Origin of the sequence: Streptomyces sp. NPDC006872 (assembly GCF_040635845.1) — a bacterium.
GTDB lineage: Bacteria > Actinomycetota > Actinomycetes > Streptomycetales > Streptomycetaceae > Streptomyces.
In genome coordinates this window covers 83069-103812 of the sequence record NZ_JBEYIL010000008.1, presented here as the reverse complement: position 1 = coordinate 103812, position 20744 = coordinate 83069, and the positions used below count along the sequence as shown (strand labels likewise).

Annotated in this window: 20 protein-coding genes; 17 read left to right on the top strand and 3 right to left on the bottom strand. The window is 71.8% G+C overall.

Features of this window, described 5'->3' with window-relative positions; all coding sequences use genetic code 11:
- Positions 1-5 precede the first annotated feature (5 nt).
- The 8 genes from ABZ725_RS24065 to ABZ725_RS24030 are packed head-to-tail and all read left to right on the top strand — an operon-like array spanning position 6 to position 9169.
- Complete coding sequence (locus ABZ725_RS24065) at positions 6-473, top strand: VOC family protein (protein ID WP_358804637.1); 468 nt, start codon at positions 6-8, stop codon at positions 471-473.
- On the top strand, positions 470-1648 hold the full coding sequence (locus tag ABZ725_RS24060) for an acyl-CoA dehydrogenase family protein (protein WP_358804636.1): 1179 nt from the start codon (positions 470-472) through the stop codon (positions 1646-1648). The genes ABZ725_RS24065 and ABZ725_RS24060 overlap by 4 nt, the downstream gene beginning before the upstream one ends.
- A 4-nt stretch (positions 1649-1652) precedes the next feature.
- Positions 1653-3164 (top strand): fatty acid--CoA ligase family protein, encoded by a 1512-nt coding sequence (locus ABZ725_RS24055; protein ID WP_358804635.1) that lies wholly within the window; start codon positions 1653-1655, stop codon positions 3162-3164.
- Positions 3161-4441, top strand: coding sequence for a MaoC family dehydratase N-terminal domain-containing protein (locus ABZ725_RS24050; RefSeq protein WP_358804634.1), 1281 nt, complete (start codon positions 3161-3163; stop codon positions 4439-4441). The genes ABZ725_RS24055 and ABZ725_RS24050 overlap by 4 nt, the downstream gene beginning before the upstream one ends.
- Before the next feature lie 23 nt (positions 4442-4464).
- A complete protein-coding gene (locus tag ABZ725_RS24045) occupies positions 4465-5229 on the top strand; it encodes a crotonase/enoyl-CoA hydratase family protein (protein ID WP_358804633.1) in 765 nt (254 codons plus the stop codon).
- Positions 5230-5231: 2 nt separating this feature from the next.
- Positions 5232-6368: a CaiB/BaiF CoA-transferase family protein gene (locus ABZ725_RS24040; protein ID WP_358804632.1), complete on the top strand. Its 1137-nt coding sequence runs from the start codon at positions 5232-5234 to the stop codon at positions 6366-6368.
- A gap of 15 nt (positions 6369-6383) precedes the next feature.
- Positions 6384-7526, top strand: a complete 1143-nt coding sequence (locus tag ABZ725_RS24035; protein WP_358804631.1) for an acetyl-CoA C-acyltransferase — start codon at positions 6384-6386, stop codon at positions 7524-7526.
- On the top strand, positions 7523-9169 hold the full coding sequence (locus ABZ725_RS24030; protein WP_358804630.1) for an OB-fold domain-containing protein: 1647 nt from the start codon (positions 7523-7525) through the stop codon (positions 9167-9169). The genes ABZ725_RS24035 and ABZ725_RS24030 overlap by 4 nt, the downstream gene beginning before the upstream one ends.
- Here ABZ725_RS24030 and ABZ725_RS24025 read toward each other — a convergent pair.
- A complete protein-coding gene (locus ABZ725_RS24025) occupies positions 9153-10391 on the bottom strand; it encodes an acyl-CoA dehydrogenase family protein (protein ID WP_358804629.1) in 1239 nt (412 codons plus the stop codon). The two genes, ABZ725_RS24030 and ABZ725_RS24025, sit on opposite strands and share 17 nt — an antisense overlap.
- 137 nt (positions 10392-10528) lie before the next feature.
- On the opposite strand from ABZ725_RS24025, the gene ABZ725_RS24020 reads away from it, so the two are divergent.
- The 5 genes from ABZ725_RS24020 to ABZ725_RS24000 all read left to right on the top strand — a co-directional run bounded on the left by ABZ725_RS24020 (position 10529) and on the right by ABZ725_RS24000 (position 16175).
- Positions 10529-12001, top strand: coding sequence for an FCD domain-containing protein (locus ABZ725_RS24020; RefSeq protein WP_358804628.1), 1473 nt, complete (start codon positions 10529-10531; stop codon positions 11999-12001).
- A gap of 86 nt (positions 12002-12087) precedes the next feature.
- A complete protein-coding gene (locus ABZ725_RS24015; RefSeq protein ID WP_358804627.1) occupies positions 12088-13236 on the top strand; it encodes an acyl-CoA dehydrogenase family protein in 1149 nt (382 codons plus the stop codon).
- A 10-nt stretch (positions 13237-13246) separates the two neighbouring features.
- On the top strand, positions 13247-14014 hold the full coding sequence (locus ABZ725_RS24010; protein ID WP_358804626.1) for an SDR family NAD(P)-dependent oxidoreductase: 768 nt from the start codon (positions 13247-13249) through the stop codon (positions 14012-14014).
- Positions 14011-15195 (top strand): acyl-CoA dehydrogenase family protein, encoded by a 1185-nt coding sequence (locus ABZ725_RS24005; protein WP_358804625.1) that lies wholly within the window; start codon positions 14011-14013, stop codon positions 15193-15195. The genes ABZ725_RS24010 and ABZ725_RS24005 overlap by 4 nt, the downstream gene beginning before the upstream one ends.
- Positions 15192-16175, top strand: coding sequence for an NADPH:quinone oxidoreductase family protein (locus tag ABZ725_RS24000; RefSeq protein ID WP_358804624.1), 984 nt, complete (start codon positions 15192-15194; stop codon positions 16173-16175). Before ABZ725_RS24005 ends, ABZ725_RS24000 begins: the two co-directional genes overlap by 4 nt.
- 7 nt (positions 16176-16182) lie before the next feature.
- On the opposite strand, the gene ABZ725_RS23995 is transcribed toward ABZ725_RS24000, so the two are convergent.
- Complete coding sequence (locus ABZ725_RS23995; protein ID WP_358804623.1) at positions 16183-17046, bottom strand: mycofactocin-coupled SDR family oxidoreductase; 864 nt, start codon at positions 17044-17046, stop codon at positions 16183-16185.
- A gap of 178 nt (positions 17047-17224) precedes the next feature.
- Between ABZ725_RS23995 and ABZ725_RS23990 the strand changes: the two genes are divergently transcribed.
- Genes ABZ725_RS23990 through ABZ725_RS23975 form a run of 4 tightly spaced genes read left to right on the top strand, consistent with a single transcriptional unit; the run spans position 17225 to position 19621 of the window.
- Positions 17225-18370 carry an amidohydrolase family protein gene (locus ABZ725_RS23990; protein ID WP_351911159.1) on the top strand — a complete coding sequence of 382 codons (1146 nt, stop codon included), beginning with the start codon at positions 17225-17227 and terminating at the stop codon, positions 18368-18370.
- Complete coding sequence (locus ABZ725_RS23985) at positions 18367-18597, top strand: hypothetical protein (RefSeq protein WP_351911160.1); 231 nt, start codon at positions 18367-18369, stop codon at positions 18595-18597. The genes ABZ725_RS23990 and ABZ725_RS23985 overlap by 4 nt, the downstream gene beginning before the upstream one ends.
- Positions 18598-18604: 7 nt before the next feature.
- Entirely contained in the window at positions 18605-19417 is an 813-nt protein-coding gene (locus tag ABZ725_RS23980; RefSeq protein ID WP_358804622.1) for a mycofactocin-coupled SDR family oxidoreductase, read from the top strand.
- A 15-nt stretch (positions 19418-19432) separates the two neighbouring features.
- Positions 19433-19621 (top strand): ferredoxin, encoded by a 189-nt coding sequence (locus ABZ725_RS23975; protein WP_358804621.1) that lies wholly within the window; start codon positions 19433-19435, stop codon positions 19619-19621.
- Positions 19622-19734: 113 nt separating this feature from the next.
- Here ABZ725_RS23975 and ABZ725_RS23970 read toward each other — a convergent pair whose 3' ends face one another.
- Positions 19735-20607 carry a VOC family protein gene (locus ABZ725_RS23970; RefSeq protein WP_358804620.1) on the bottom strand — a complete coding sequence of 291 codons (873 nt, stop codon included), beginning with the start codon at positions 20605-20607 and terminating at the stop codon, positions 19735-19737.
- Positions 20608-20744 lie beyond the last annotated feature (137 nt).

Below are 20744 nucleotides of genomic sequence, written 5' to 3'. Positions count from 1 at the left end.
CGGCGATGACCCCACCTCTCAGCGCGACGGATCTCTACCACACCGGGATCGTCGTCCCGGACATCGAGGCAGGGAAAGCCCGGATGAGCGAGGTCGCGGGCTACCGGTGGACCGAGACCATGACCGCCGACGTCCGGGTCCGCCTGGCCGACGGCGAACACGCCCTGCGCCTGCGCTACGCCTACTCGCTCGACGCACCGCACATCGAGCTCGTGCAGGAGGTTCCCGGCACCCCCTGGACCGCGGCCGAACGCATCGCGACCCACCACCTCGGCTACTTCTGCGACGACGTCCCGACGACGTCCAAGCGGCTGGAGGAGGCGGGATTCCCCCTGGAGGCCTGCGCGATCGTCGACGGCGCTCCGGCGGTCTTTGCCTACCACCTGGATCCCTCCGGCGTACGGATCGAGATCGTGGACCGCGCCCGGATCCCGGACCTCGACGCCTATCTGCGGTCCAGGGCGGCGACGTGACAGCGGCGTTCACCGAGGAGCACGAGGAACTCCGCGCGACCGTACGCCGCTTCCTGGCCGACAAGGCGCCCAGCGACGCGGTGCGCCGCTCGATGGAGTCCGCGCGGGGACACGATCCGCGGCTCTGGCGGCAGATGGCGGACCAACTCGGCCTGCACGGGCTGGCGTTGCCGCAGGAGTACGGCGGCTTCGGCGGCGGCCCCGTCGAGTTGGGGATCGTCATGGAGGAACTGGGCCGGGTCCTGCTGCCCTCACCGTACTTCGCCACCGTGGCCCTCGCCGGACAGGCCCTCGCCGCGTCCGGCGACGACACGGCACGGGCGCGCTGGCTGCCCGCGATCGCCGACGGCTCGCTGACCGGCACGCTGGCGCTGGCCGAGGCCGACGGGTCATGGCGTGTCGAGGACGTGACCGCCTCGGCCGTACCCGACGGCGGCGGCTGGCGGCTGTCGGGCACGAAGATGTTCGTGGTCGACGGCCACAGCGCCGATCTGCTCCTCGTCGTGGCCCGCGCGGACGCCGGCCCCGCACTCTTCGCCGTGGACGGTGACGCGGCCGGCCTGACCCGCACCCGCCTGGAGACCCTCGACCCGACCCGCCGGCTCGCGCGCCTCGACCTCGACGGCGCCCGCGCCCTCGGGGTCGGCCCGGCGGGGGACGCCACGGCGTATCTGCGCACGGTGCTCGACCTCGCGGCGGTGGCGCTGGCCGCCGAACAGGTCGGCGGAGCGCGGGCATGTCTGGACGCGGCCGTGGAGTACGCCAAGGTCCGGGTGCAGTTCGGCCGACCCGTCGGGTCGTTTCAGGCGGTCAAGCACAAGTGCGCCGACATGCTGCTGAAGGTCGAGGCCGCCCGGTCGGCGGCCTACCACGCGATGTCCGCGGCGGCCGACGGGGCAGGTGGGGCGGGCGGGGCGGACGGGGCGGACGGGGGTACGGGCGCACTGCCGGTGGCGGCCGCGATCGCCGCGGCGTACTGCGCGGACGCCTTCACCCACGCGGCCAAGGAGAACGTCCAGATCCACGGCGGCATCGGCTACACGTGGGAGCACGACGCACATCTGCACCTGAAGCGCGCGAAGTCGTCCGAGCAGCTCTTCGGCAGCCCGGCGACGCACCGGGAGCGGCTGGCCGACCTGGTCGGGATCTCCGCACCCTCGGCGACGAAAGGCTGATCACGTGGGTATTCGCGACCGCCTGTCCCGGCTGCTCGCCGCAGCCGCCGCCGACGCCGAGGCGATCGAGCACGACGGCCGGTGCTGGACCTGGGGCCAGGTCCAACAGACCGCAGGGGGCGTCGTCGAGGCGCTGGACGCGGCGGGCCTGCGCACCGGGGGCCGCGTCGGCGTCGTCCTGGAGAACCGTCCCGAGCACGTCGCCGTGGTCGCCGCGGTGATCGCCTCCGGGCGCTGCCTGGTGATGCTGAGCCCGCTGCAGCCCGCCGCGCGGCTCGCGGCCGACATCGCCCGCTGCGCCCTGCCCGTCGTCGTGTCCGGCGCCGAACCCCTGGCCCGCGAAGGCGTCCGTGCCGCGGTGACCGCGCACGGCGTGGCCCTGCAACTGGGCACGGACGGCACCCTGCGGCCGGTGGGCGGCACGGCGCCCGCCGACGCGCCGGCCAACCCCGGTGTCGCCGTGGAGATGCTCACCTCCGGCACCACCGGCCCCCCGAAACGCGTCCATCTGCGCATCGGCCAGCTCGACCAGGCGCTCGTCTCCGGCGGGCAGACCCCGAAGCCCGAAAGGCTGCTGTCACGGTCGGCCTCGCTCGTGGCCACCCCGCTCGTGCACATCGGCGGCCTGTGGCGGGCGCTCGCCTCTCTCGCCGCCGGACGCCGCATGCTCCTGATGCCCAGGTTCGCGGTCGAGCCATGGGTGGGCGCCGTGGAGCGACACGGGCTGCGGGCGGCGAGCCTGGTCCCGGCGGCCATCCGGGCCGTCCTCGACGCGGACGTGCCCAAGGAGCGGCTGGCGAGCCTCCAGGTCGTCACTTCCGGCACCGCGCCCTGCCCCGCCGAACTGGCCGACGCGTTCTTCCGCGCCTACGGCATCCCCGTGCTGATGACCTACGGGGCCACCGAGTTCGCCGGGGCCGTCGTCGGCTGGACGCTGCCGCTGCACGAGCAATGGTGGCAGCGCAAGGCGGGCAGCGCCGGGCGCGCCTTCGACGGCGTCGAACTGCGCGTGACCGGCGAGGACGGAACCGAGCTGCCCGTCGACCGGACCGGCCGACTGGAGGTCCGGACCGAGCAGAGCACCCGGGGCCGCTGGGCATGGGTGCGCACCAGCGATCTCGCCCGGATCGACGCCGACCGGTTCGTCTGGATCGAGGGACGCGCGGACGACGCCATCATCCGCGGCGGCTTCAAGGTGCAGCCGGAGACCGTCCAACGGGTGCTGGAGAGCCACCCGGCCGTACGGGAGGCGGCTGTGGCGGGGCTGCCCGACGCGCGGCTGGGCGAGGTGCCGGTCGCGGCGGTCGAGGCAGCACCGGGCCCCGCCGCGCCGGACGTCGCCGACCTCGTCGCCCTGTGCCGCGCCCGGCTCACCCCGTACGAGGTCCCGGCACACATCGTCGTCCTCGGCGCACTGCCCCGGACCCCGTCGAGCAAGGTCAGCCGCGTGGAGCTGCTGGACCTGGTCCGCGCCCGGATCGCCCGGCACGAGCAGGTCGAGGAGGAACAGCGATGACGGACATACAGGAGACGACCGACGCAAAGACGGCGCAGAAGTCCGCCGAGACCTTCGGCGTGCTCACCGATGAGGCGGTCGAGCGTTCCCGCCGCCGCCTCGGCGTCCCCCAGCCCCAGCGCAACCCCCCGCACAACTACGAGGTGACCCGGGACGGCGTACGCCACTTCGCGTACGGCTACGGCGACGACAACCCCCTGTACTGCGACCCCGACCACGCGTCCCGCACCCGCTGGGGCTCGCTCGTCGCACCGCCCACCTTCCTCTACACGATGGGGGAGGACGCCGCCCCGACGCCGGACCCGCGGACCAAGGCGCTGCTCAAGGGCGACCCCTTCGCCGGACTCGGCTCCTACCAGGCGGTGATGGAGTTCGAATGGTGGCGGCCGCTGCGACTGGGCGACCGCTGCCAGGTGTTGCAGACCCAGGTGGGCGTCCACCTCAAGCCCAGCAGCTTCGGCGGGCGCACCGCGCACGTCGTCCGCGACTACCTCTACGCCAACGGACGCGGCGAGATGCACGCCCTGAGGCGCGGCACCTGGATCAACGCCGAACGCCACACATCGAAGAAGCGGGCCAAGGAGCAGCCGGCGCAGGAGCCCTACACCGCCGGGCAGCTCGCCGAGATCGACGCCGTGTACGAAGCCGAGACCCGGCGCGGCGCCGAGCCGCGGTACTGGGAGGACGTGGAGATCGGCGAGGAGCTGCAACCCCGGGTGAAGGGGCCGCTGACCACCACCGACGTGGTCGTCTGGCATCTGGGCTGGGGCATGCAGCTCACCCCGCCGGGAACGTTCGGGATCGCTGCGAAGGTACGGCGCAAGGCCCCTGGCCTCTACCCGCCGAACCCGCTGAACGTCCCGGACACCGTGCAGCGCCTGCACTGGGAGCCCGAGCGGGCCAGGGAGTTGGGCCTGCCGAACCCCTACGACTACGGCGGCATGCGCGAGACCTGGCTGTGCCATCTGCTCACCGACTGGATCGGCGACGACGGCTGGCTGTGGAGACTGCGCTGCGAGCACCGCAGGTTCAACTACCTCGGCGACACCACCTGGGTGCGCGGCACGGTCGTCGACAGACGGCTGACGGACGGGCGGGCCGAGGTGCATGTCGAGGTGCGGTGCGAGAACCAGCGGGGCGAGGTCACCACCCCCGGTACCGCCGTAGTCCTGCTGCCGACCCGCGATCGTGCGGTGGAGCTCCCGGCACCGCCCGCCGAGGACCTGGACGGCATGGTCGCCCATGAACTGGCCCGGTTCGCCGTGACCGGAAACTGACCGCACGATTCGAGGAGATGTCCGTGTCGGACGAAGTACTGGTGGAACGCCGTGGCGCGGTCCAGGTGATCACGCTCAACCGCCCCGAGGTGAAGAACGCCCTGGACGCCGCGGTCGCCGATCAGGTGGCGGCGGCCGTGGACGAGCTCGACGAGTCGGACGAGCTCCGGGTGGGCGTCCTTACGGGAGCGGGCGGTACGTTCTCGGCGGGGATGGACCTCAAGGCGTGGCTGCGCGGCGAGACCCCTGCGATCGGGGGCCGCGGCCTGTGCGGGATCAGCATCACACCGCCGCGCAAGCCGCTGATCGGCGCGGTCGAGGGCTGGGCTCTGGCCGGCGGCTTCGAACTCCTGCTGGCCTGCGACCTGGTGGTGGCCGCCCGCACGGCGCGGCTCGGCGTGCCCGAGGTGACCCGGTCCCTGGTCGCCCGCGCGGGCGCCGCCCTCCACCTGCCCCGCCGGATCCCGTACGCGATAGCCCTGGAACTGCTGCTCACCGGCCGGCCCATCGCCGCCGAACGGGCCGCCGCGTACGGCCTGGTCAACGGGCTCACCGACGAGGGCGGTGCGCTCGACGGCGCACTGGAACTCGCCGAGACCATCGCGGCGAACGGGCCCCTGGCGGTCGCGGCGACCAAGCAGATCGCCCGCTCCACCGCCGACTGGACGCTGGAGGAGGCGTGGGGCAGGCAGTTCGACATCGCCGAGCCGGTGTTCCGCTCGCAGGACGCCCGGGAAGGCGCGGCGGCCTTCGCCGAGAAGCGGTCGCCGGTCTGGAAGGGCCGCTGACGATGACGACCGGACCCCTCGCCGGCTGCCGGGTCGTGGAGCTCGGCGGCATCGGTCCGGGACCGTTCGCCGGGATGCTGCTGGCCGACCTCGGCGCGGAGGTCGTCCGTGTGGACCGGCCCGAGCGGGCCGACGAACCCGACGCGGGCGGACCGGCGGACGTCCTCGACCGGGGCAAGCGGTCGGTCGTACTCGACCTGAAGCACCCGGCCGGATCCGCCGCCCTCCTCCGGCTCGTCGAGCGCGCCGACGTCCTGATCGAAGGCTTCCGCCCGGGTGTCACCGAACGGCTGGGCATCGGACCGCACGACTGCCTGGCCCGCAACCCCTGTCTGGTCTACGGCCGGATGACCGGCTGGGGCCAGGACGGACCGCTGGCCGCGGCGGCCGGACACGACATCACCTACATCGCGTTGACGGGCGCGCTCGGCGCCATCGGCGACGCGGACGGCCCGCCGCAGATCCCGCTCAACCTCGTCGGCGACTTCGGGGGCGGCGGCTGCTACCTCGTGATCGGCGTGCTGGCCGCTCTGCACGCCGCCGCGCGCACCGGCCGTGGCCAGGTGGTCGACGCGGCCATCGTCGACGGCACCGCCCACCTCCTCGCCAGCACCTTCGCCAAACTCGGGCGCGACGAGTGGAGCGACGAGCGGGGAGTCAACCGCTTCGACGGCGGCTGGCCCTTCTACGCCGTGTACGAGACGAAGGACCGCCGCCATATGGCCGTCGGCGCGCTGGAACGCAAGTTCTACCGGTGTCTGGTCGCACTGCTCGACCTGGGTGTGGACCCGGACCGGCAGCACGACCGGTCGACGTGGCCGGAGCTGCGGCGGCTGCTGACGAAGCGGTTCGCGGAGCGCACCCGGGACGAGTGGGCGGAGCTGTTCGAGGGCACCGACGCCTGCGTGGCACCCGTCCTGAGCCTCACCGAGGCCGCCGCCCATCCGCATCTCGCCGCGCGCGGCAGCCTGTTCACCCGCGACGGAGTGGTCCAGCCGGCCGCCGCACCCCGCTTCTCGGCCACCCCGTCGAGCCCCGGCCGCACGGCCCCGCCCGTCGGCGCCGACACCCGGGCCGTGTTCCGGGACTGGGGAGTCGACGCCCCCGTGCAGGCCGCCCCCGCGCAGATCCCCGACTGAACTCAAGGAGCCCTCATGCGAGACGCCGTCATCGTCGACGCCGTACGCACCCCGATCGGCAAGCGCAACGGCTCACTGGCCGGAGTGCACGCGGCGGATCTCTCGGCGCAGGTGCTCAACGCCCTCGTCGAGCGCACCGGCGTGGATCCCGGCACAGTGGACGACGTGATCTGGGGCTGCGTCACCCAGATCGGCGACCAGTCCAGCAACGTCGGCCGGTTCGCCGTACTCGCCGCCGGCTGGCCCGAACACGTCCCGGCCGTCACGGTCAACCGGGCCTGCGGCTCCAGCCAGCAGGCGGTCGACCAGGCCGCCCACGCCGTCATGTCCGGCCAGTACGACCTCGTGGTCGCGGGTGGCGTCGAGACCATGAGCCGGGTGCCGCTCGGCTCGCACCGGTCCACGGGTCAGCCGTACGGGCCCGGCGTTCTGGCCCGCTACGGCGGGGTCGAGTTCAGCCAGGGCGTGGGCGCCGAACTGATCGCCGAACGCTACGGGTTGAGCCGCACCCGCCTCGACGAGTTCGCCTCCGCATCGCACGCCAAGGCCGCCGCGGCCATCGACGCGGGCGTCTTCGACGACCACATCGTGCCGATCGAGGTCGACGGCGCCAAGTTCACCGTGGACGAGGGGCTGCGGCGAGGGACCTCGGTCGAGAGACTGGCCGGCCTCAAACCGTCGTTCAAGGAGGACGGCGTCATCCACGCCGGGAACTCCTCCCAGATCTCCGACGGCGCCGCCGCTCTCCTCGTCACCACCCCCGAGCGGGCCCGTGAACTCGGCCTCACCCCGGTCGCCCGCTACCACGGCGGCGCGGTCAGCGGCGCGGACCCGATCACGATGCTGCTCGGCCCGATCCCCGCCACCGAGAAGGTGCTGCACCGCTCCGGGCTGTCCATCGACGACATCGGCGTGTACGAGGTCAACGAGGCGTTCGCGCCCGTCCCGCTGGCCTGGCTGGCCGAGACCGGCGCGGACCCCGAGCGGCTCAACCCGCTGGGCGGGGCCATCGGGGTCGGCCACCCGCTCGGCGGCTCGGGCGCCGTCCTGATGACCCGGCTGCTCGCCCGGATGCGGCGCGAGAACCTGCGCTACGGGCTTCAGACCATGTGCGAGGGCGGCGGCACCGCCAACGCCACGATCGTCGAGCTGCTGTGACGACCGAACGCCCGCTGCCTCAACCGACCCTCGCCAGCGCCGGGTTCTGGAGCTCTGGCGCGGACGGAGTGCTGCGGATCTCCCACTGCGCCGACTGCGACCGCCGTTTCCACCCGCCGCTGCCGGTGTGCCCGTCCTGCCGTAGCCGCGCGGTGGCTCTCGCTCCCGTCTCGGGCAAGGCCGTGGTGGTCGGGTTCAGCGTCAACCACCAGGCTTGGCTGCCGAGTCTCCCGCCGCCGTACGTCGTCGCCGTGGTCGCCCTGGTCGAGGACGACCGGGCGCGCCTCACGACCGACATCGTCGGCTGCGCGACGGACGACGTGTACGTCGGCATGCCGGTCCGGGTGCGCTTCGTACAGCAACAGGACGTGTACCTACCGCTGTTCGAGCCGGATCCGACCGCCGAAGGTCCGGGCCCACTGCCCGAGCCACGCGACATCCGCGCCGTGGTGCGCCCCATGGCCTCGCCCCGGAAGTACGAGGACCGGGTCGCGCTGACCGGCGTCGGCCAGTCACGCGTGGGCCGGCGCCTGATGGTCGACCCGCTGTCCCTGACGGTCGACGCCTGCCTGGCCGCCGTCGCGGACGCGGGTCTCGACCTCGACGAGATCGACGGGCTCTCCACCTATCCCGGACCGAGCCCCGACGGCATGAGCGAAGGCGGCGTCACCGCCCTGACCGAGGCCCTGCAACTGCGCCCCACCTGGGTCAACGGTGCCCGCGAGGTCCCGGGCCAGATCGGCTCGATCACCGCCGGCATGCTCGCGGTCGCCGCCGGGCTGTGCCGGCACGTGCTGTGCTTCCGTACGGTGTGGGAGTCCTCGCACGGCGCGCTGGTCCGGTCCGGGCAGTGGCAGTCCAACAGCGGGCGCGCCACCGGCATGTTCGAGTTCCGCGCGCCCTTCGGAGCGATGTCGGCCGCCCAGTGGATCGGCTGCAACGCCTCGCACTACATGCACCGTTACGGCGTCGGCCGCGAGGCCCTCGGCGTGATCGCCGTCGCTGCACGGGCCGGCGCGGCCCGCAACCCCGAGGCCCTGCACCGCGAGCCGATGACCCTCGACGACTACTTCTCCGCCCGCATGATCACCACCCCCTTCGGCCTCTACGACTGCGACGTGCCGTGCGACGGCGCGGTGGCCGTCGTCGTCTCCGCGGTCGAGACGGCGCAGGACCGCCCCCGACCGCCCGTCCTCGTCGAGGCCGTCGGCACGGCTGTCCTGGAGCGGCTCAGCTGGGACCAGGACACCCTGACCCACCTGCCGCAGTCGCACAGCCCCTCCGCACACATGTGGACCCGCACCGACCTGACCCCCGCCGACGTCGACGTCGCCCTGCTCTACGACGGGTTCACGTTCAACGCCCTGTCCTGGATCGAGGGCCTCGGCTTCTGCGGTCCGGGGGAGGCGGTCGACTTCATCGCCGGCGGCAAGACCATCGCCCTGGACGGCGACCTCCCGCTCAACCCGCACGGCGGTCAGCTCTCGGCGGGCCGCCTGCACGGCTACGGCTTCGTCCGCGAGGCCATGCTGCAACTGCGCGGGGACGCGGACGGTCGCCAGGTCGAGGACGCCCGGGTCGCCGTGGTCACCGCGGGCGGGGGAGTGCCGTCCGGCGCGATGCTGCTCAGGCGCGCACCCTGAGAACCTGTGTCGCAGGCTCCGACTGACGGGGCTCTTTCGGGAGCCCCAACCCGCGCTCGGCGACCTGGGTGCGCAGCACCTCGTTCGCCCCGCCCGCGATCGTGTACGCGCGCGAGTACAGATGGGCGTCCTGCCACCAGCCGTCCGCCACCGCCTCCGGGTCGTCCCCGGTGAGCAGGCCGTCCGTGCCCTGGAGACGCAACCCGAAGTCGGTCAGGTCGTGGTTGAGCTCGCTGAAGAAGATCTTGCCCAGGAGCGCGTCCGTCGGCCCCTCCGTGCCGTGCAGCATCCGCGACTGCGCGAGGCCGATCAGCGCGGCGTTCACCTGCACCCGTGCGGCGAGCTCGCCGATCGTCTGCCGGACGGCGGAGTCCTCCAGCGCCGGGCGGCCGCCGACCGGCGTGTCCTCCGCGAGTCGCAGCAGGTCGCCCAGGACGGCGGACAGTTCGGCGCCACGCGCGGCCACGCCGGACCGCTCGCGGCCGAGGCTGCTCATCGCGACCCGCCAGCCGTCGTTCACCCGGCCGATGACGTTCGCGGCCGGGATCCGGACACCGTCGAGGAAGACCTCGTTGAAGTCGGTGGTCCCGGTGATCTCGCGCAGCGGCCTGATGTCGACCCCCGGGCTGCGCATGTCCAGCGCGAACGCCGTGATGCCCTGGTGCTTCGGGGCGTCGGCGTCGGTGCGCGCGAGCAGGTAACCCAGGTCGGCGTGCTGGCCGTTGGTCGTCCACACCTTCTGGCCGTCGACGACGAACACCGCGTGGTCGCCCTCGCCCTCGCGCCGCGCACGGGTGCGTAGCGACGCCAGGTCGCTGCCTGCCTCCGGCTCGCTGAACAGCTGGCACCACACGTCCTCGCAGGCGCGGATGCGGGGCAGGAAGCGCGCCCGCTGTTCGTCGGTGCCGAAGTCGAGCAGGGCGGCCGAGGCCAGCGGGGCCGCGCCGACGGGCGGCCAGGTGCGGGCGCGGGCGATCTCCTCGGCGACCACGGATGCCTCCAGGGGATGGGCGTCGGGCCGCCCGCCGTATTCGGCGGGCCAGTCGATCCCGAGGAAGCCCGCCTCGTACAGTTTCGCGGTCCACTCCCGGATCGCCGGCATCAGCGCCGGCTCGGGTGCGCGCACCCCGGAGTGTGTCTTGACGCCGGGTGCGTGCTCCGCGACGAAGGCGCGGACTTTCCTCCGGAACGCCTCGAGCTCGGGCGGGGACTCCAGTCGCATCGCTGTCGCTCCCTGTCGTCGCGCGGGTAGATGCTAAATGAGGATACTCTAAACATGGTGTTGGCTCGGATGCCAGTGTCCTGACCCTGTGGTGAATAGACTGGGGATCCGCAATATCCCCCTGGAGGAGTTGGCCCATGGCGACTGCCGTCGACCGCGAGCCCGCCGACGGCGAGACCGGCAACCCGGTCGACAAGCTGGCCGCGCAGACCGCCCGACGCATCGAGGCGACCGTGATCCGCCAGGGCTGGCCCGTCGGCGAGTCCCTGGGCTCCGAAGTGGACCTGCGGGAACACCTGGGAGTGAGTCGCGCGGTGCTGCGGGAGGCGGTACGGCTGGTCGAGCACCACCAGGTCGCCAGGATGCGGCGCGGCCCGAACGGCGGCCTGATCGTCTGCGCCCCCGACGCCGGACCGGCGACCCGGGCCATGGTGATCTACCTCGAGTACGTCGGTACCAGCGTCACGGATCTGCTGGAGGCCCGCCGACTGCTCGAACCGATCGCCGCGGGACTTGCCGCCGACCGCGTCACCGAAGAGGGGATCGCCACCCTGCGCGCCACCCTCGACGCCGAACTCGCCCACCGGGACGACCCGTCGGTCCACTCGCAGGACCCGCTGCACCCGGTGCTCGGGCAACTGTCGGGCAACCCGGTGCTGCACCTGTTCATCGATGTCCTCACCCGCCTCACCGCCCGGTACGCGCACACCTCCCGGCGGGTCTCCAAGGCGGAGATGCACGCGGCGAAGGACATTTCGCACCGGGCCCACCGTGCCGTCGTCGATGCCGTGATCGCCGACGAAGGCGCCCGCGCGCAGACGGAGCTCACCGCGCACCTGGAGTCGGTGGCCGCCTGGATCGAGAAGCACCGGGTGCGTCGTGGGCAGCGGATCGCGGGGAACGTGATCCAGCCCGAACTGGTCGAAGGCCCGCGCGCCAAGCTCGCGGAGGTCCTGGCCGCGCGGATCCACGACGACATCGCCGCGCGGGGCTGGCAGATCGGGATGGTGCTCGGTTCGGAGGCCGACCTGCTGGCCCGCTACGGCGTCAGCAGGGCCGTTCTGCGCGAGGCCGTCCGGCTCCTCGAATACCACTCGGTCGCCCGGATGCGCCGGGGTCCGGGCGGCGGGCTGATCGTCACGAAGCCGGAGTCCCAGGCCAGCATCGAGACGATGGCGCTCTTCCTCGAATACCAGGGCGTCGCGGCCGACGACCTGCGGATCGTGCGTAACGCCATCGAGCTCGGCATCATCGCCAGGGTGACCGCCCGGCATGCCGAGGGTGACACGGAGGTCGCCGAGCGTCTGTCGAAGGCCGTCCGCTGGGCCACGGAGGGACCTGCCGACGACGCCCGCAAGGCCGACCTCTTCCATTCCGAACTGGCGGCCCTGGCCGAGAACCCGGTGCTGTCGCTGTTCCTCGCCATCATCACCGAGTTGTTCCGCCGGCACGCGTCCGGTCATGACCGGCCGCTGCCCGGTGACACGGCCGCCGACGAGGTCCAGCACGTCCACCAGCGCATCCTCGACGCGATCCTGCAGGGCGACGCGGGCGTGGCCCGGCACCGGATGCGTCGGCATTTGGATGCACTCATTCCCTGGTGGCACTGAGCGGAACTGTGTAGTTGCCGACCGCCCTGGACCGAGAGAGCTAATTACGTATACTTAATAGGGTCGAGTGAGTCGAAGGAGCTTCGATGCGCCGGACCCTGTTCGAAGAGACCCACGAGGACTTCCGCCTGCTGGTCCGGGACTTCCTCGCCCGTGAAGTGCTTCCGGTGTACGAGGACTGGCGGCGTGCCGGTCTCGTCCCGCGTGACCTGTTCACCGCGCTCGGCAAGCTCGGCATCATCGGCACGGCCGTGCCGGAGGAGTACGGCGGGGGCGGCCAGGACGACTACCGCTTCAACGTGGTCATCCAGGAGGAGTGCGCCCGCGTCGGGGTCACCCTGGGCGGGCTGCGTACGCATCTCGACATCGTCGTCCCGTACTTCACCGGCCTCGCCGCCGCCGAGCAGCGCACGCGCTGGTTCCCGGGACTGGCCTCGGGCGAGTTGTACACCGCGATCGCGATGAGTGAACCGGGCACGGGCTCCGACCTCGCGGGCATCACGACACGAGCAGTCCGAGACGGCGACCACTACGTGCTCGACGGCGCCAAGACCTTCATCACCGGCGGCCACCACGCCGACCTGGTGATCGTCGTGGCCCGTACCGCCGCCGACCCGGACGACCGGCGCTCCGGCCTGTCCCTGCTCGTGGTGGAGAAGGGCATGCCCGGATACACCGTCGGGCGCAGGCTGGAGAAGATCGGCCTCGCCGTCCAGGACACCGTGGAACTGTCCTTCGCCGGTGTCCGCGTCCCCGTCGCCAACCTCCTCGGCGAGGAGGGCGGCGCGTTCACCCACCTCGGCCGCAATCTCGCCCAGGAACGGCTGGCCATCGCGGTCGGCGCCGTCGCCCAGGCCCGCGCCGCGATCGATCTGACCGTCACCTATGTCCGCGACCGGACGGTGTTCGGCAGGCCGGTCGCCCACTTCCAGAACACGAAGTTCGAACTGGCCGCCATGGCCACGGAGTCGGCAGCCGCCCAGGCGTTGCTGGACACGGCGATCAGGGCACTCGTCGACGGCGAGCTCAGCCCCGTCGATGCGGCGAAGACCAAGTTGTTCTGCACGGAGATGCAGGGCCGTGTCGTCGACCGCTGTCTCCAACTGCACGGCGGCTACGGCTACATCCTCGAATCGCCGATCGCCCGGCTGTACGCGGACGCCCGGGTGACCCGTATCTACGGCGGCACCAGCGAGGTCATGAAGACCATCATCAGCAAGTCCCTGGGCCTGTGAGGAGTTTGATGTGAACATCGACGGTGCCTCGGCACTGGTCACCGGCGGCGCCTCCGGACTCGGACTGGCGACCGCCCGTCGGATCGTCGACCGCGGCGGCCGGGTCGTCCTGGCGGACATCTCCGAGGAGCAGGGCGTCAAGGCGGTGGCCGACCTCGGCGAGGCCGCCCGCTTCGTCCCCGCCGACGTCACCGACGAGGCCGCGGTCGACGCCGCCCTCGACGCCGCCCAGGCGGTCGGCCCGTTGCGCTTCGTCGTGCACTGCGCGGGGCGCGGCGGCGACCGCACCCGGATCATCGACCGCGACCGTACCCCCGGCGACCTCGCGACCTTCGCCGAGGTCGTCCGGGTCAACCTGACAGGCACCTACAACCTCCTGCGCCTGGCCGCCGCCCGCCTCTCCGGCAACGACGTGGTCGACGGCGACCGCGGGGCCGTCGTCCTGACCGCCTCGGTCGCCGCCTTCGACGGCCAGATCGGCCAGACCTCCTACACCGCCGCCAAGGCCGGCGTGCACGGCATCACCCTCGTCGCCGCCCGCGACCTGGCCAGCTGGCAGATCCGGGTGAACACCATCGCCCCGGGCGTCATGGAGACCCCGATGCTCGGCAGGCTGCGCGAGGACATCCGCGACGGGCTCGCCGCGTCCGTGCCCCACCCCAAGCGCCTCGGCCACCCGGACGACTTCGCCCGTCTCGCCGTCGAGATGCTGGAGAACCCCTACCTCAACGGCCAGACCGTCCGCCTCGACGGCGCCATCCGCATGGCTCCGCGATGACGATGACAGCGGTCGAGACCGACGAGCAGTTCCGGGCCCGCCTGCGGGCCTTCCTGACGGAGCAGCACCCGGGCCGACGACCCAAGGACCCCGCCGAGCGTCTTGCCTGGCAGAAGAAGTGGCTGGCCACGCTGTACGACGCCGGATACGCCGGCCCGAGCTGGCCGCGCGAGTACGGCGGCATGGACCTGTCCTTCACCCGCCAGGTCGGCTACCAGGAGGAGTACGCGCGAGCCCGGGTCCCCGGACCGCTGGGCACCGGACTCGGCATCGTCGCGCCCACCCTCGTCACCTACGGCACGACGGAGCAGAAGGAGCGCTTCCTGCGGCCCATGCTGCGCGGCGACACCGTCTGGGCGCAGGGCTATTCCGAACCGGAGGCGGGCTCGGACCTCCCCGCACTGCGCACGACGGCACACCGTGCGGGCGCGGAGTACGTCGTCAACGGGCAGAAGGTGTGGACCAGTTCGGCCGACATCGCCGACATCCTCTTCACGCTGGTGCGCACCGGCCCTCCCGACTCCCGCCAGGACGGCATCAGTTACCTCCTGATCGACGCCCACGCCCCGGGCGTGAGTGTGCGCCCACTGCGGGATCTCACCGGGGACGCGCACTTCTGCGAGATCTTCTTCGACGACGTCCGGGTGCCGGTGACGAGCAGGATCGGCCCCGAGAACGGCGGCTGGCCACTGGTGCGGACGAGCCTCGGCCATGAACGCGCGGCCGGCGCGATGAACCAGGCGGCCCGGTACCGGCGCGTGCTCGACGAGCTGATCGAGCTGGCGCACGAGCGCGGCGCGACGGCGGACCCCTCGGTGCGCGACCGGCTCGCGGACTTCGAGATCCGGGTGACGATCATGCGGCTCACCGGGATGCGGACCATCGCCGACATCATGGCGAAGGGCGAACCCGGGCCCGCCTCCTCGACCTCACGGCTCTTCATCGCGACGTTCGAGCAGGAACTGCACGAGTTCGCCCTGGAGTTGCTCGGGCCTTACGGAATCCTCGGCCGGCGCGATCCGCACGCCGTCCAGCGCGGGCGCTGGGTCTGGGGCTTCCTGCGCACCCGTGCCTCGACGATCGGCGCGGGCACCGCCGAGATCCAGCGCAACACCATCGCCGAACAGGTGCTGGGTCTGCCCCGTGACCCGGCGATGCCGACCGCCGGGAGGGCGCGATGAGAGCCGCACGCTGTACGGAGTACGGGCCGCCCGGCTCTCTCTCGGTCGTCGAGCTCGACGACCCCGAACCGGGCCCGGGCGAGGTACTGGTGCGGGTGCACGCCGCCGCGGTCAACTTCCCGGACGTCCTGCTCGTGGCGGACCGCTACCAGGTGCCCGCACCCCTGCCGTTCACGCCCGGCAGCGAGTTCGCCGGAGTCGTGGCCGCGCTGGGGCCCGGGGTGACCGGCCCTCCTGTGGGCTCACCCGTGGCCGGAGCGGTGCTGACGGGCGCCTTCGCCGAGCAGGTCGTGGTGCCCGTGTCCGGTCTGCGCCCCGTCCCCGACGAACTCGACATGGTCCATGCCGCCGCGTTCCACGTGACCTATGCGACCGCCTACCACAGCCTGGTCACCGTGGGGCAGGCCACGGCAGGGGAGTGGGCGGCCGTGCTCGGGGCCGCGGGCGGGGTCGGGTCCGCGGCCGTCGACGTCGCGACCCGGCTCGGGATGCGCGTGATCGCGGCGGCGTCGAGTCCGGAACGGATCGCGGTCGCCCGCAAGCTCGGCGCGGAGGCGGGCGTCGACTACGCCCGCGAGGACCTGAAGACCGGCATCCGGGAAGCGACCGGCGGTGAGGGCGCCCACCTCGTGGTCGACCCGGTGGGCGGCGACCATGCGGAGGCCGCCCTGCGCGCACTGCGGCGGGGTGGCCGGTTCGTCACGGTGGGCTACGCCGACGGGAAGATCCCGCGGATCCCGCTGAATCTGGTGCTGCTCAAGGACGCGGTCGTAAGGGGCTTCGAGATCCGCATACTGCGCCAGTACGCCCCGGACGCGGTGGCGGCCGGCGACCGGGCGCTCGCCCGGATGGTCCGGGACGGCATGCGCCCGCTCGTCTCCCGCGTCCACCCCCTCGCCGACGTGGCGTCCGCCCTGACCGACGTGGCGGAGCGCCGCACCACCGGGAAGGTGGTCCTCGACGTGACCGGCGAGGTGTGAACGCCCATCAGAACGTGGGAAGTTGTGGACGCCGCTTGACGTAACCGGCGGCGTCCACCCGCATTTGCATGCCGGTGACGTAGCGGGACTCCTCGGAGACGAGGAACAGGACCATGTCGGCGATGTCCTCCGGCTCGACGTAGGGGATGCCGAACCCGGTCGTCGCGGGGAAGGAGGGCAGCGCGTCCTCGCGGCTCGGGTTCTCCAGGTCGGGCCGGAACGACCGGTACATGAGGTCGCTGTTGAGCATGTCCGTGTTGACGTTCGTGGGGTGCAGCGCGTTGACCCGGATCCGCCGGGAGGCGAGGACCGTCGCCAAGTCATGTACGAGCGCGGCGACTTGGCGCTTGGCGAACGAATAGCCCAGCCCGCCGGGCCCGTTGGCCGGGTTGTCGGTGGTCGCCGGGATCAGCGCGGCGATGGACCCCGTCGCGACGATCGAGGCTCCGTCGGGCAGATGGGGCAGGGCCGCCTCCACCGCGTGGACCACCCCGTTGAAGTCGACGGTGATCGCGTCGAGGAAGGCCTGCGCGGTCTGGCCGGGTCCCAACGGGCAGATACCGGCCTGAGCGACCACGGCGTCCAGGCGCCCCAGCTCGGCGACACCGTCGGCCACGGCGGCCTTGAGCGCCGCTGGATCGCGTACGTCGGCCCTCCGGGCGACGGCGCGCCGGCCGAGCTTCTCGACCTGGCGCACGGTCTCGTCGAGGTCGTCCCTGGTGGCCAGGGGGTAGCCGTTGGTGGCGATGTCCTCGCAGAGGTCGACGGCGATGATGTCGGCTCCCTCCGCGGCGAGCCGGATCGCCTGGGTCCGGCCCTGTCCGCGCGCGGCTCCGGTGATGAAGACGACCTTGTCCTGCACTCGACCCATGGGGTCTCCTTCCGTCACATAAAAGAGTAGCCTGAATAGCGTGACACGGATCTAGTCCGTCATCCATGATCCCAGCAGAGCAAGGGGTCTTGATGCCCCACCTTCCACTCAGTGGGATGCGATCAGTGCACGCAATCGACCTGCTGCTAGAGAGTCTCCGAGACCGAGGGAGCGCAAGATGCCGTTGCAGCCATGGATGAAGTTGCTGTCGACCGACGACCATCTGATCGAGCCCCCACGACTGTGGTCGGACCGACTGCCGGCGAGGTTCCGGGAGGCCGGCCCGCGGATCGTCGAACAGTCGCGCGGCGAGGGAAAGGCGCCCGCCGAGGTATGGGTCTACGAGGACCGGGTCTACCCCTACATCGGCCTGAACGCCGTCGCGGGAAAGAAGCCGGAGGAGTTCGGCCTGGAACCGACGCGCTACGACGAGATGATCCCGGGCTGCTACGACCCGAAGGCCCGCCTGCGCGACATGGACCTCGACGGAGTGTGGGGCGCCCTGTGCTTCCCGTCCTTCCCGGGGTTCGCGGGCACCGTCTTCCTGGAGGGCAAGGACCGTGAGCTGGCCCGGCTGTGCGTCCAGGCGTGGAACGACTTCGTGCTGGACGAGTGGTGCGCCACCGCCCCCGGCCGGCTCATCCCCCTGGTCGTCCTGCCGCTGTGGGACGTCGAGGCCTGCGTGGCCGAGATCCACCGGACCGCCGCCAAGGGCGCCAAGGCGATCTCCTTCCCGGAGAACCCGTCCCCACGCGGCCTGCCCTCCTTCCACACCGACCACTGGGACCCCGTGTTCTCGGCGGCCGAGGAGACCGGGCTGCCGCTGTGCCTGCACTTCGGCACCTCGGGCAAGCCGCCGAAGACGGCCCCCGAAGCCCCGTTCGCCGTCACGATCGCCCTGTTCGGCTGCAACGCCATGTTCGCCACCGCGGACCTGCTGTTCTCCCCGGTGCTGCACAAGCACCCCGAACTCAGGATCGGCCTGTCCGAGGGCGGGATCGGCTGGATCCCGTACCTGCTGGAGCGCAGCGACGGCACCTGGGAGCGGCACCGCTTCTACCAGAACGTCAACCAGAGCGTGCGGCCCTCGGAGCTGTTCCACCGGCATTTCCACGGCTGTTTCATCGACGACCGGTTCGGCGTGGAGGTCCGCCACCACGTCGGCATCGACAAGATCACCTGGGAGTGCGACTACCCGCACTCCGACTCCTACTGGCCCAAGAGCCGTGCCTACGCCGCCGAGGTGCTCGCCGACGTACCCGACGACGAGGTGCACCAGATCGTGGAACTGAACACCCGCCGCCTCTACAACCTCCCCGCATGAGCCGCCGCCCGGAGTCCGAGCGCTCCGACTGGACCGACCTGGACCTGCTCACCCGAGAGGAGGCCCACGGCCGGCTCCTCGCGGAGATCGCCGAGACGGACGTCCGCCTGGCCGAACTCGGCGACTCCGACGAGGCCGAGCGTGAACTCCTGCGGTCTCGGCTGCGCGCCTTGCGCGAGGCCGCCGAGGAACTCCTCGACCCGACCGACCACTCGAAGAAGAACTGAGGTTGCCATGGGGCGTGTGGAGGGCAAGGTTGCGCTCATCACGGGAGCGGCCCGCGGACAGGGCCGCTCCCACGCCGTACGACTCGCGGAGGAGGGCGCGGACATCGTCGTCACGGACGTCTGCCACGACATCAGCGACGAGCTGCCCTACGCGCTGGCGTCGAAGGAACAGCTGGAGGAGACCGCGGAGCTGGTCAGGGCGACGGGCCGGCGCTGTGTCGCCGTACAGGCCGATGTCCGCTCGATCGCCGAGGTGCGGGCCGCCGTCGACGCGGCGCGCACGGAGTTCGGGCGGCTCGACGCGGTCGTCGCCAACGCCGGCGTCATGAGCATCGGCGCCGCCTGGGAACTGTCCGAGGAGGCCTGGGACGTCGTCGTCGACGTCAACCTCAAGGGCGCCTGGAACACGGCGCGGGCCGCGATCCCCTGGATGATCGAGGCCGGGGCGGGCGGCTCGATCGTCATCACCAGCTCGGCGGCCGGCATCCGCGGCCATGTGCCCTACGCCCACTACGTGGCCGCCAAACACGGGGTGGTCGGTCTGATGAAGGCCCTGTCCAACGAACTCGCCCCGCACCGCATCCGGGTGAACACCGTCCACCCGACCGGCGTGAGTGACACGGGCATCACCGTCGGCGTGCCGGTCGAGGAACTCGCCGCGCGGGAGCCGCTGTTCGCCCTGGCCGCGATGAACCCCCTCGCCCCCTACGTCGAGCCGCGGGACGTGTCCAACGCCGTCCTGTTCCTCGCTTCCGAAGAAGCGCGGTACGTCACGGGTCTGCAGTTCACCGTCGACGCGGGCTCGACCAACAAGCCGTAGAACGGAGTCGGTTGAATGAAGATCACCATCGACACGTCGTCGTGCTCCGGGCACGCGCGGTGCGCAGCGACGGCACCGGGGCTCTTCCGCCTCGACGACGACGGCTATGCGCTGCCCTTCGACGGGGAGGTCCGAGAGGGCCTCGAACAGGCGGCCCGTGACGGGGAGTTGGCCTGCCCGGAACGGGCGATCACCGTCGAGTGACATGACTGAGCCCCACGACCTCGGGTCGTGGGGCTCAGTGCCCCAAGGGGCAGCGGGGAACTGCGCGACCAGCCACGATGGCGCCGCAGACAAGCGACGACACATCGCGGCACCTACAGCGGAGCGCCCGGCGGCGGCGTGAAGCGATGGCCCCAGAACGCGCCGTCCGTGATCTCGTACACCGGGACGGGCTCCGGCACCTGCAGGCCGTTCCAGCCGAACTCGACGGCGTAGTTCTCCGGCGACCAGACATAGAACGACACCATGTGGTCGTTGGTGTGCTTGCCGAGCGAGTGCATCATCGGCACCTCGTACGTGTCGGCCCGGTCCAGGGCGCGGCCCACGTCGTCCAGCGTCGCCCCCTCCACCATGAAGTGCAGCAGACGGCCCGGACCCGGCATCGGGGTGACACCGAGTGTGTGGTGCCGGGGGTTGCATCCCATGAACCAGGTCGTGCCGCCCGGCGAGCGCATCGTGTTGCGCTCGATGAAGCCGAGGACGTCGACGTAGAAGTCGAACGTGCCTCGCGCGTCCTCGGCCGAGATGATGGCGTGTCCGAAGCCCATGTCGCCGGTGACGAACTTCGAGACCAGCGGGGTCTGCAGCGGCACATGGTCGAGGGTCGTGCCGTAGAAGAGCTCGACCGGGTTGCCGCCCGGGTCGTTGAACTTGACGAAGCCCGTGACCTTCCGCTCCGCCGCCTCGGCTTCGGTGCCGGCCGTCACCTTGATCCCGGCCTTCTCGACGTCCGCGACCAGCCGGGCCAGCTCCCGCTCGTCGAGGACCTCGAAGCCCAGGGCCGTCATCGCGGGCTGGGCCCCCGGCGAGACCACGATCCGGGCCGGGTAGTCGTCCATCCGGAAGGACAGCGACCCGGAGTCGCCGCCCTCGACGGGCATCAGGCCGAGGAAGTCGGCTCCGAAGGCCTTCCACTTGTCGAGGTCGTTGGACTCCAGACGCAGGTACCCGAGTGAGCGAACACCCATCAGGCCCTCCCCTCACAGTCGGTCAGGTCCGGGGCGGCCCGTCGGGCCCCCGGCATCGGTATGTCCGTGACGGTAGACAGCCGGGCGCTCCCGCCGCCGGGCGCGTCCCACTGATCGGGAGACGGACGACGTGAGGC

Excerpts from the sequence above, each read along its gene's own strand:
- ABZ725_RS24065 (WP_358804637.1), top strand. The coding sequence starts at position 6 with ATGACCCCACCTCTCAGCGCGACGGATCTCTACCACACCGGGATCGTC.
- ABZ725_RS24050 (WP_358804634.1), top strand. The coding sequence starts at position 3,161 with ATGACGGACATACAGGAGACGACCGACGCAAAGACGGCGCAGAAGTCC.
- ABZ725_RS24040 (WP_358804632.1), top strand. The coding sequence starts at position 5,232 with ATGACGACCGGACCCCTCGCCGGCTGCCGGGTCGTGGAGCTCGGCGGC.
- ABZ725_RS24035 (WP_358804631.1), top strand. The coding sequence starts at position 6,384 with ATGCGAGACGCCGTCATCGTCGACGCCGTACGCACCCCGATCGGCAAG.
- ABZ725_RS24025 (WP_358804629.1), bottom strand. The coding sequence starts at position 10,391 with ATGCGACTGGAGTCCCCGCCCGAGCTCGAGGCGTTCCGGAGGAAAGTC.
- ABZ725_RS24020 (WP_358804628.1), top strand. The coding sequence starts at position 10,529 with ATGGCGACTGCCGTCGACCGCGAGCCCGCCGACGGCGAGACCGGCAAC.
- ABZ725_RS24015 (WP_358804627.1), top strand. The coding sequence starts at position 12,088 with ATGCGCCGGACCCTGTTCGAAGAGACCCACGAGGACTTCCGCCTGCTG.
- ABZ725_RS24005 (WP_358804625.1), top strand. The coding sequence starts at position 14,011 with ATGACGATGACAGCGGTCGAGACCGACGAGCAGTTCCGGGCCCGCCTG.
- ABZ725_RS24000 (WP_358804624.1), top strand. The coding sequence starts at position 15,192 with ATGAGAGCCGCACGCTGTACGGAGTACGGGCCGCCCGGCTCTCTCTCG.
- ABZ725_RS23995 (WP_358804623.1), bottom strand. The coding sequence starts at position 17,046 with ATGGGTCGAGTGCAGGACAAGGTCGTCTTCATCACCGGAGCCGCGCGC.
- ABZ725_RS23990 (WP_351911159.1), top strand. The coding sequence starts at position 17,225 with ATGCCGTTGCAGCCATGGATGAAGTTGCTGTCGACCGACGACCATCTG.
- ABZ725_RS23985 (WP_351911160.1), top strand. The coding sequence starts at position 18,367 with ATGAGCCGCCGCCCGGAGTCCGAGCGCTCCGACTGGACCGACCTGGAC.
- ABZ725_RS23980 (WP_358804622.1), top strand. The coding sequence starts at position 18,605 with ATGGGGCGTGTGGAGGGCAAGGTTGCGCTCATCACGGGAGCGGCCCGC.
- ABZ725_RS23975 (WP_358804621.1), top strand. The coding sequence starts at position 19,433 with ATGAAGATCACCATCGACACGTCGTCGTGCTCCGGGCACGCGCGGTGC.
- ABZ725_RS23970 (WP_358804620.1), bottom strand. The coding sequence starts at position 20,607 with ATGGGTGTTCGCTCACTCGGGTACCTGCGTCTGGAGTCCAACGACCTC.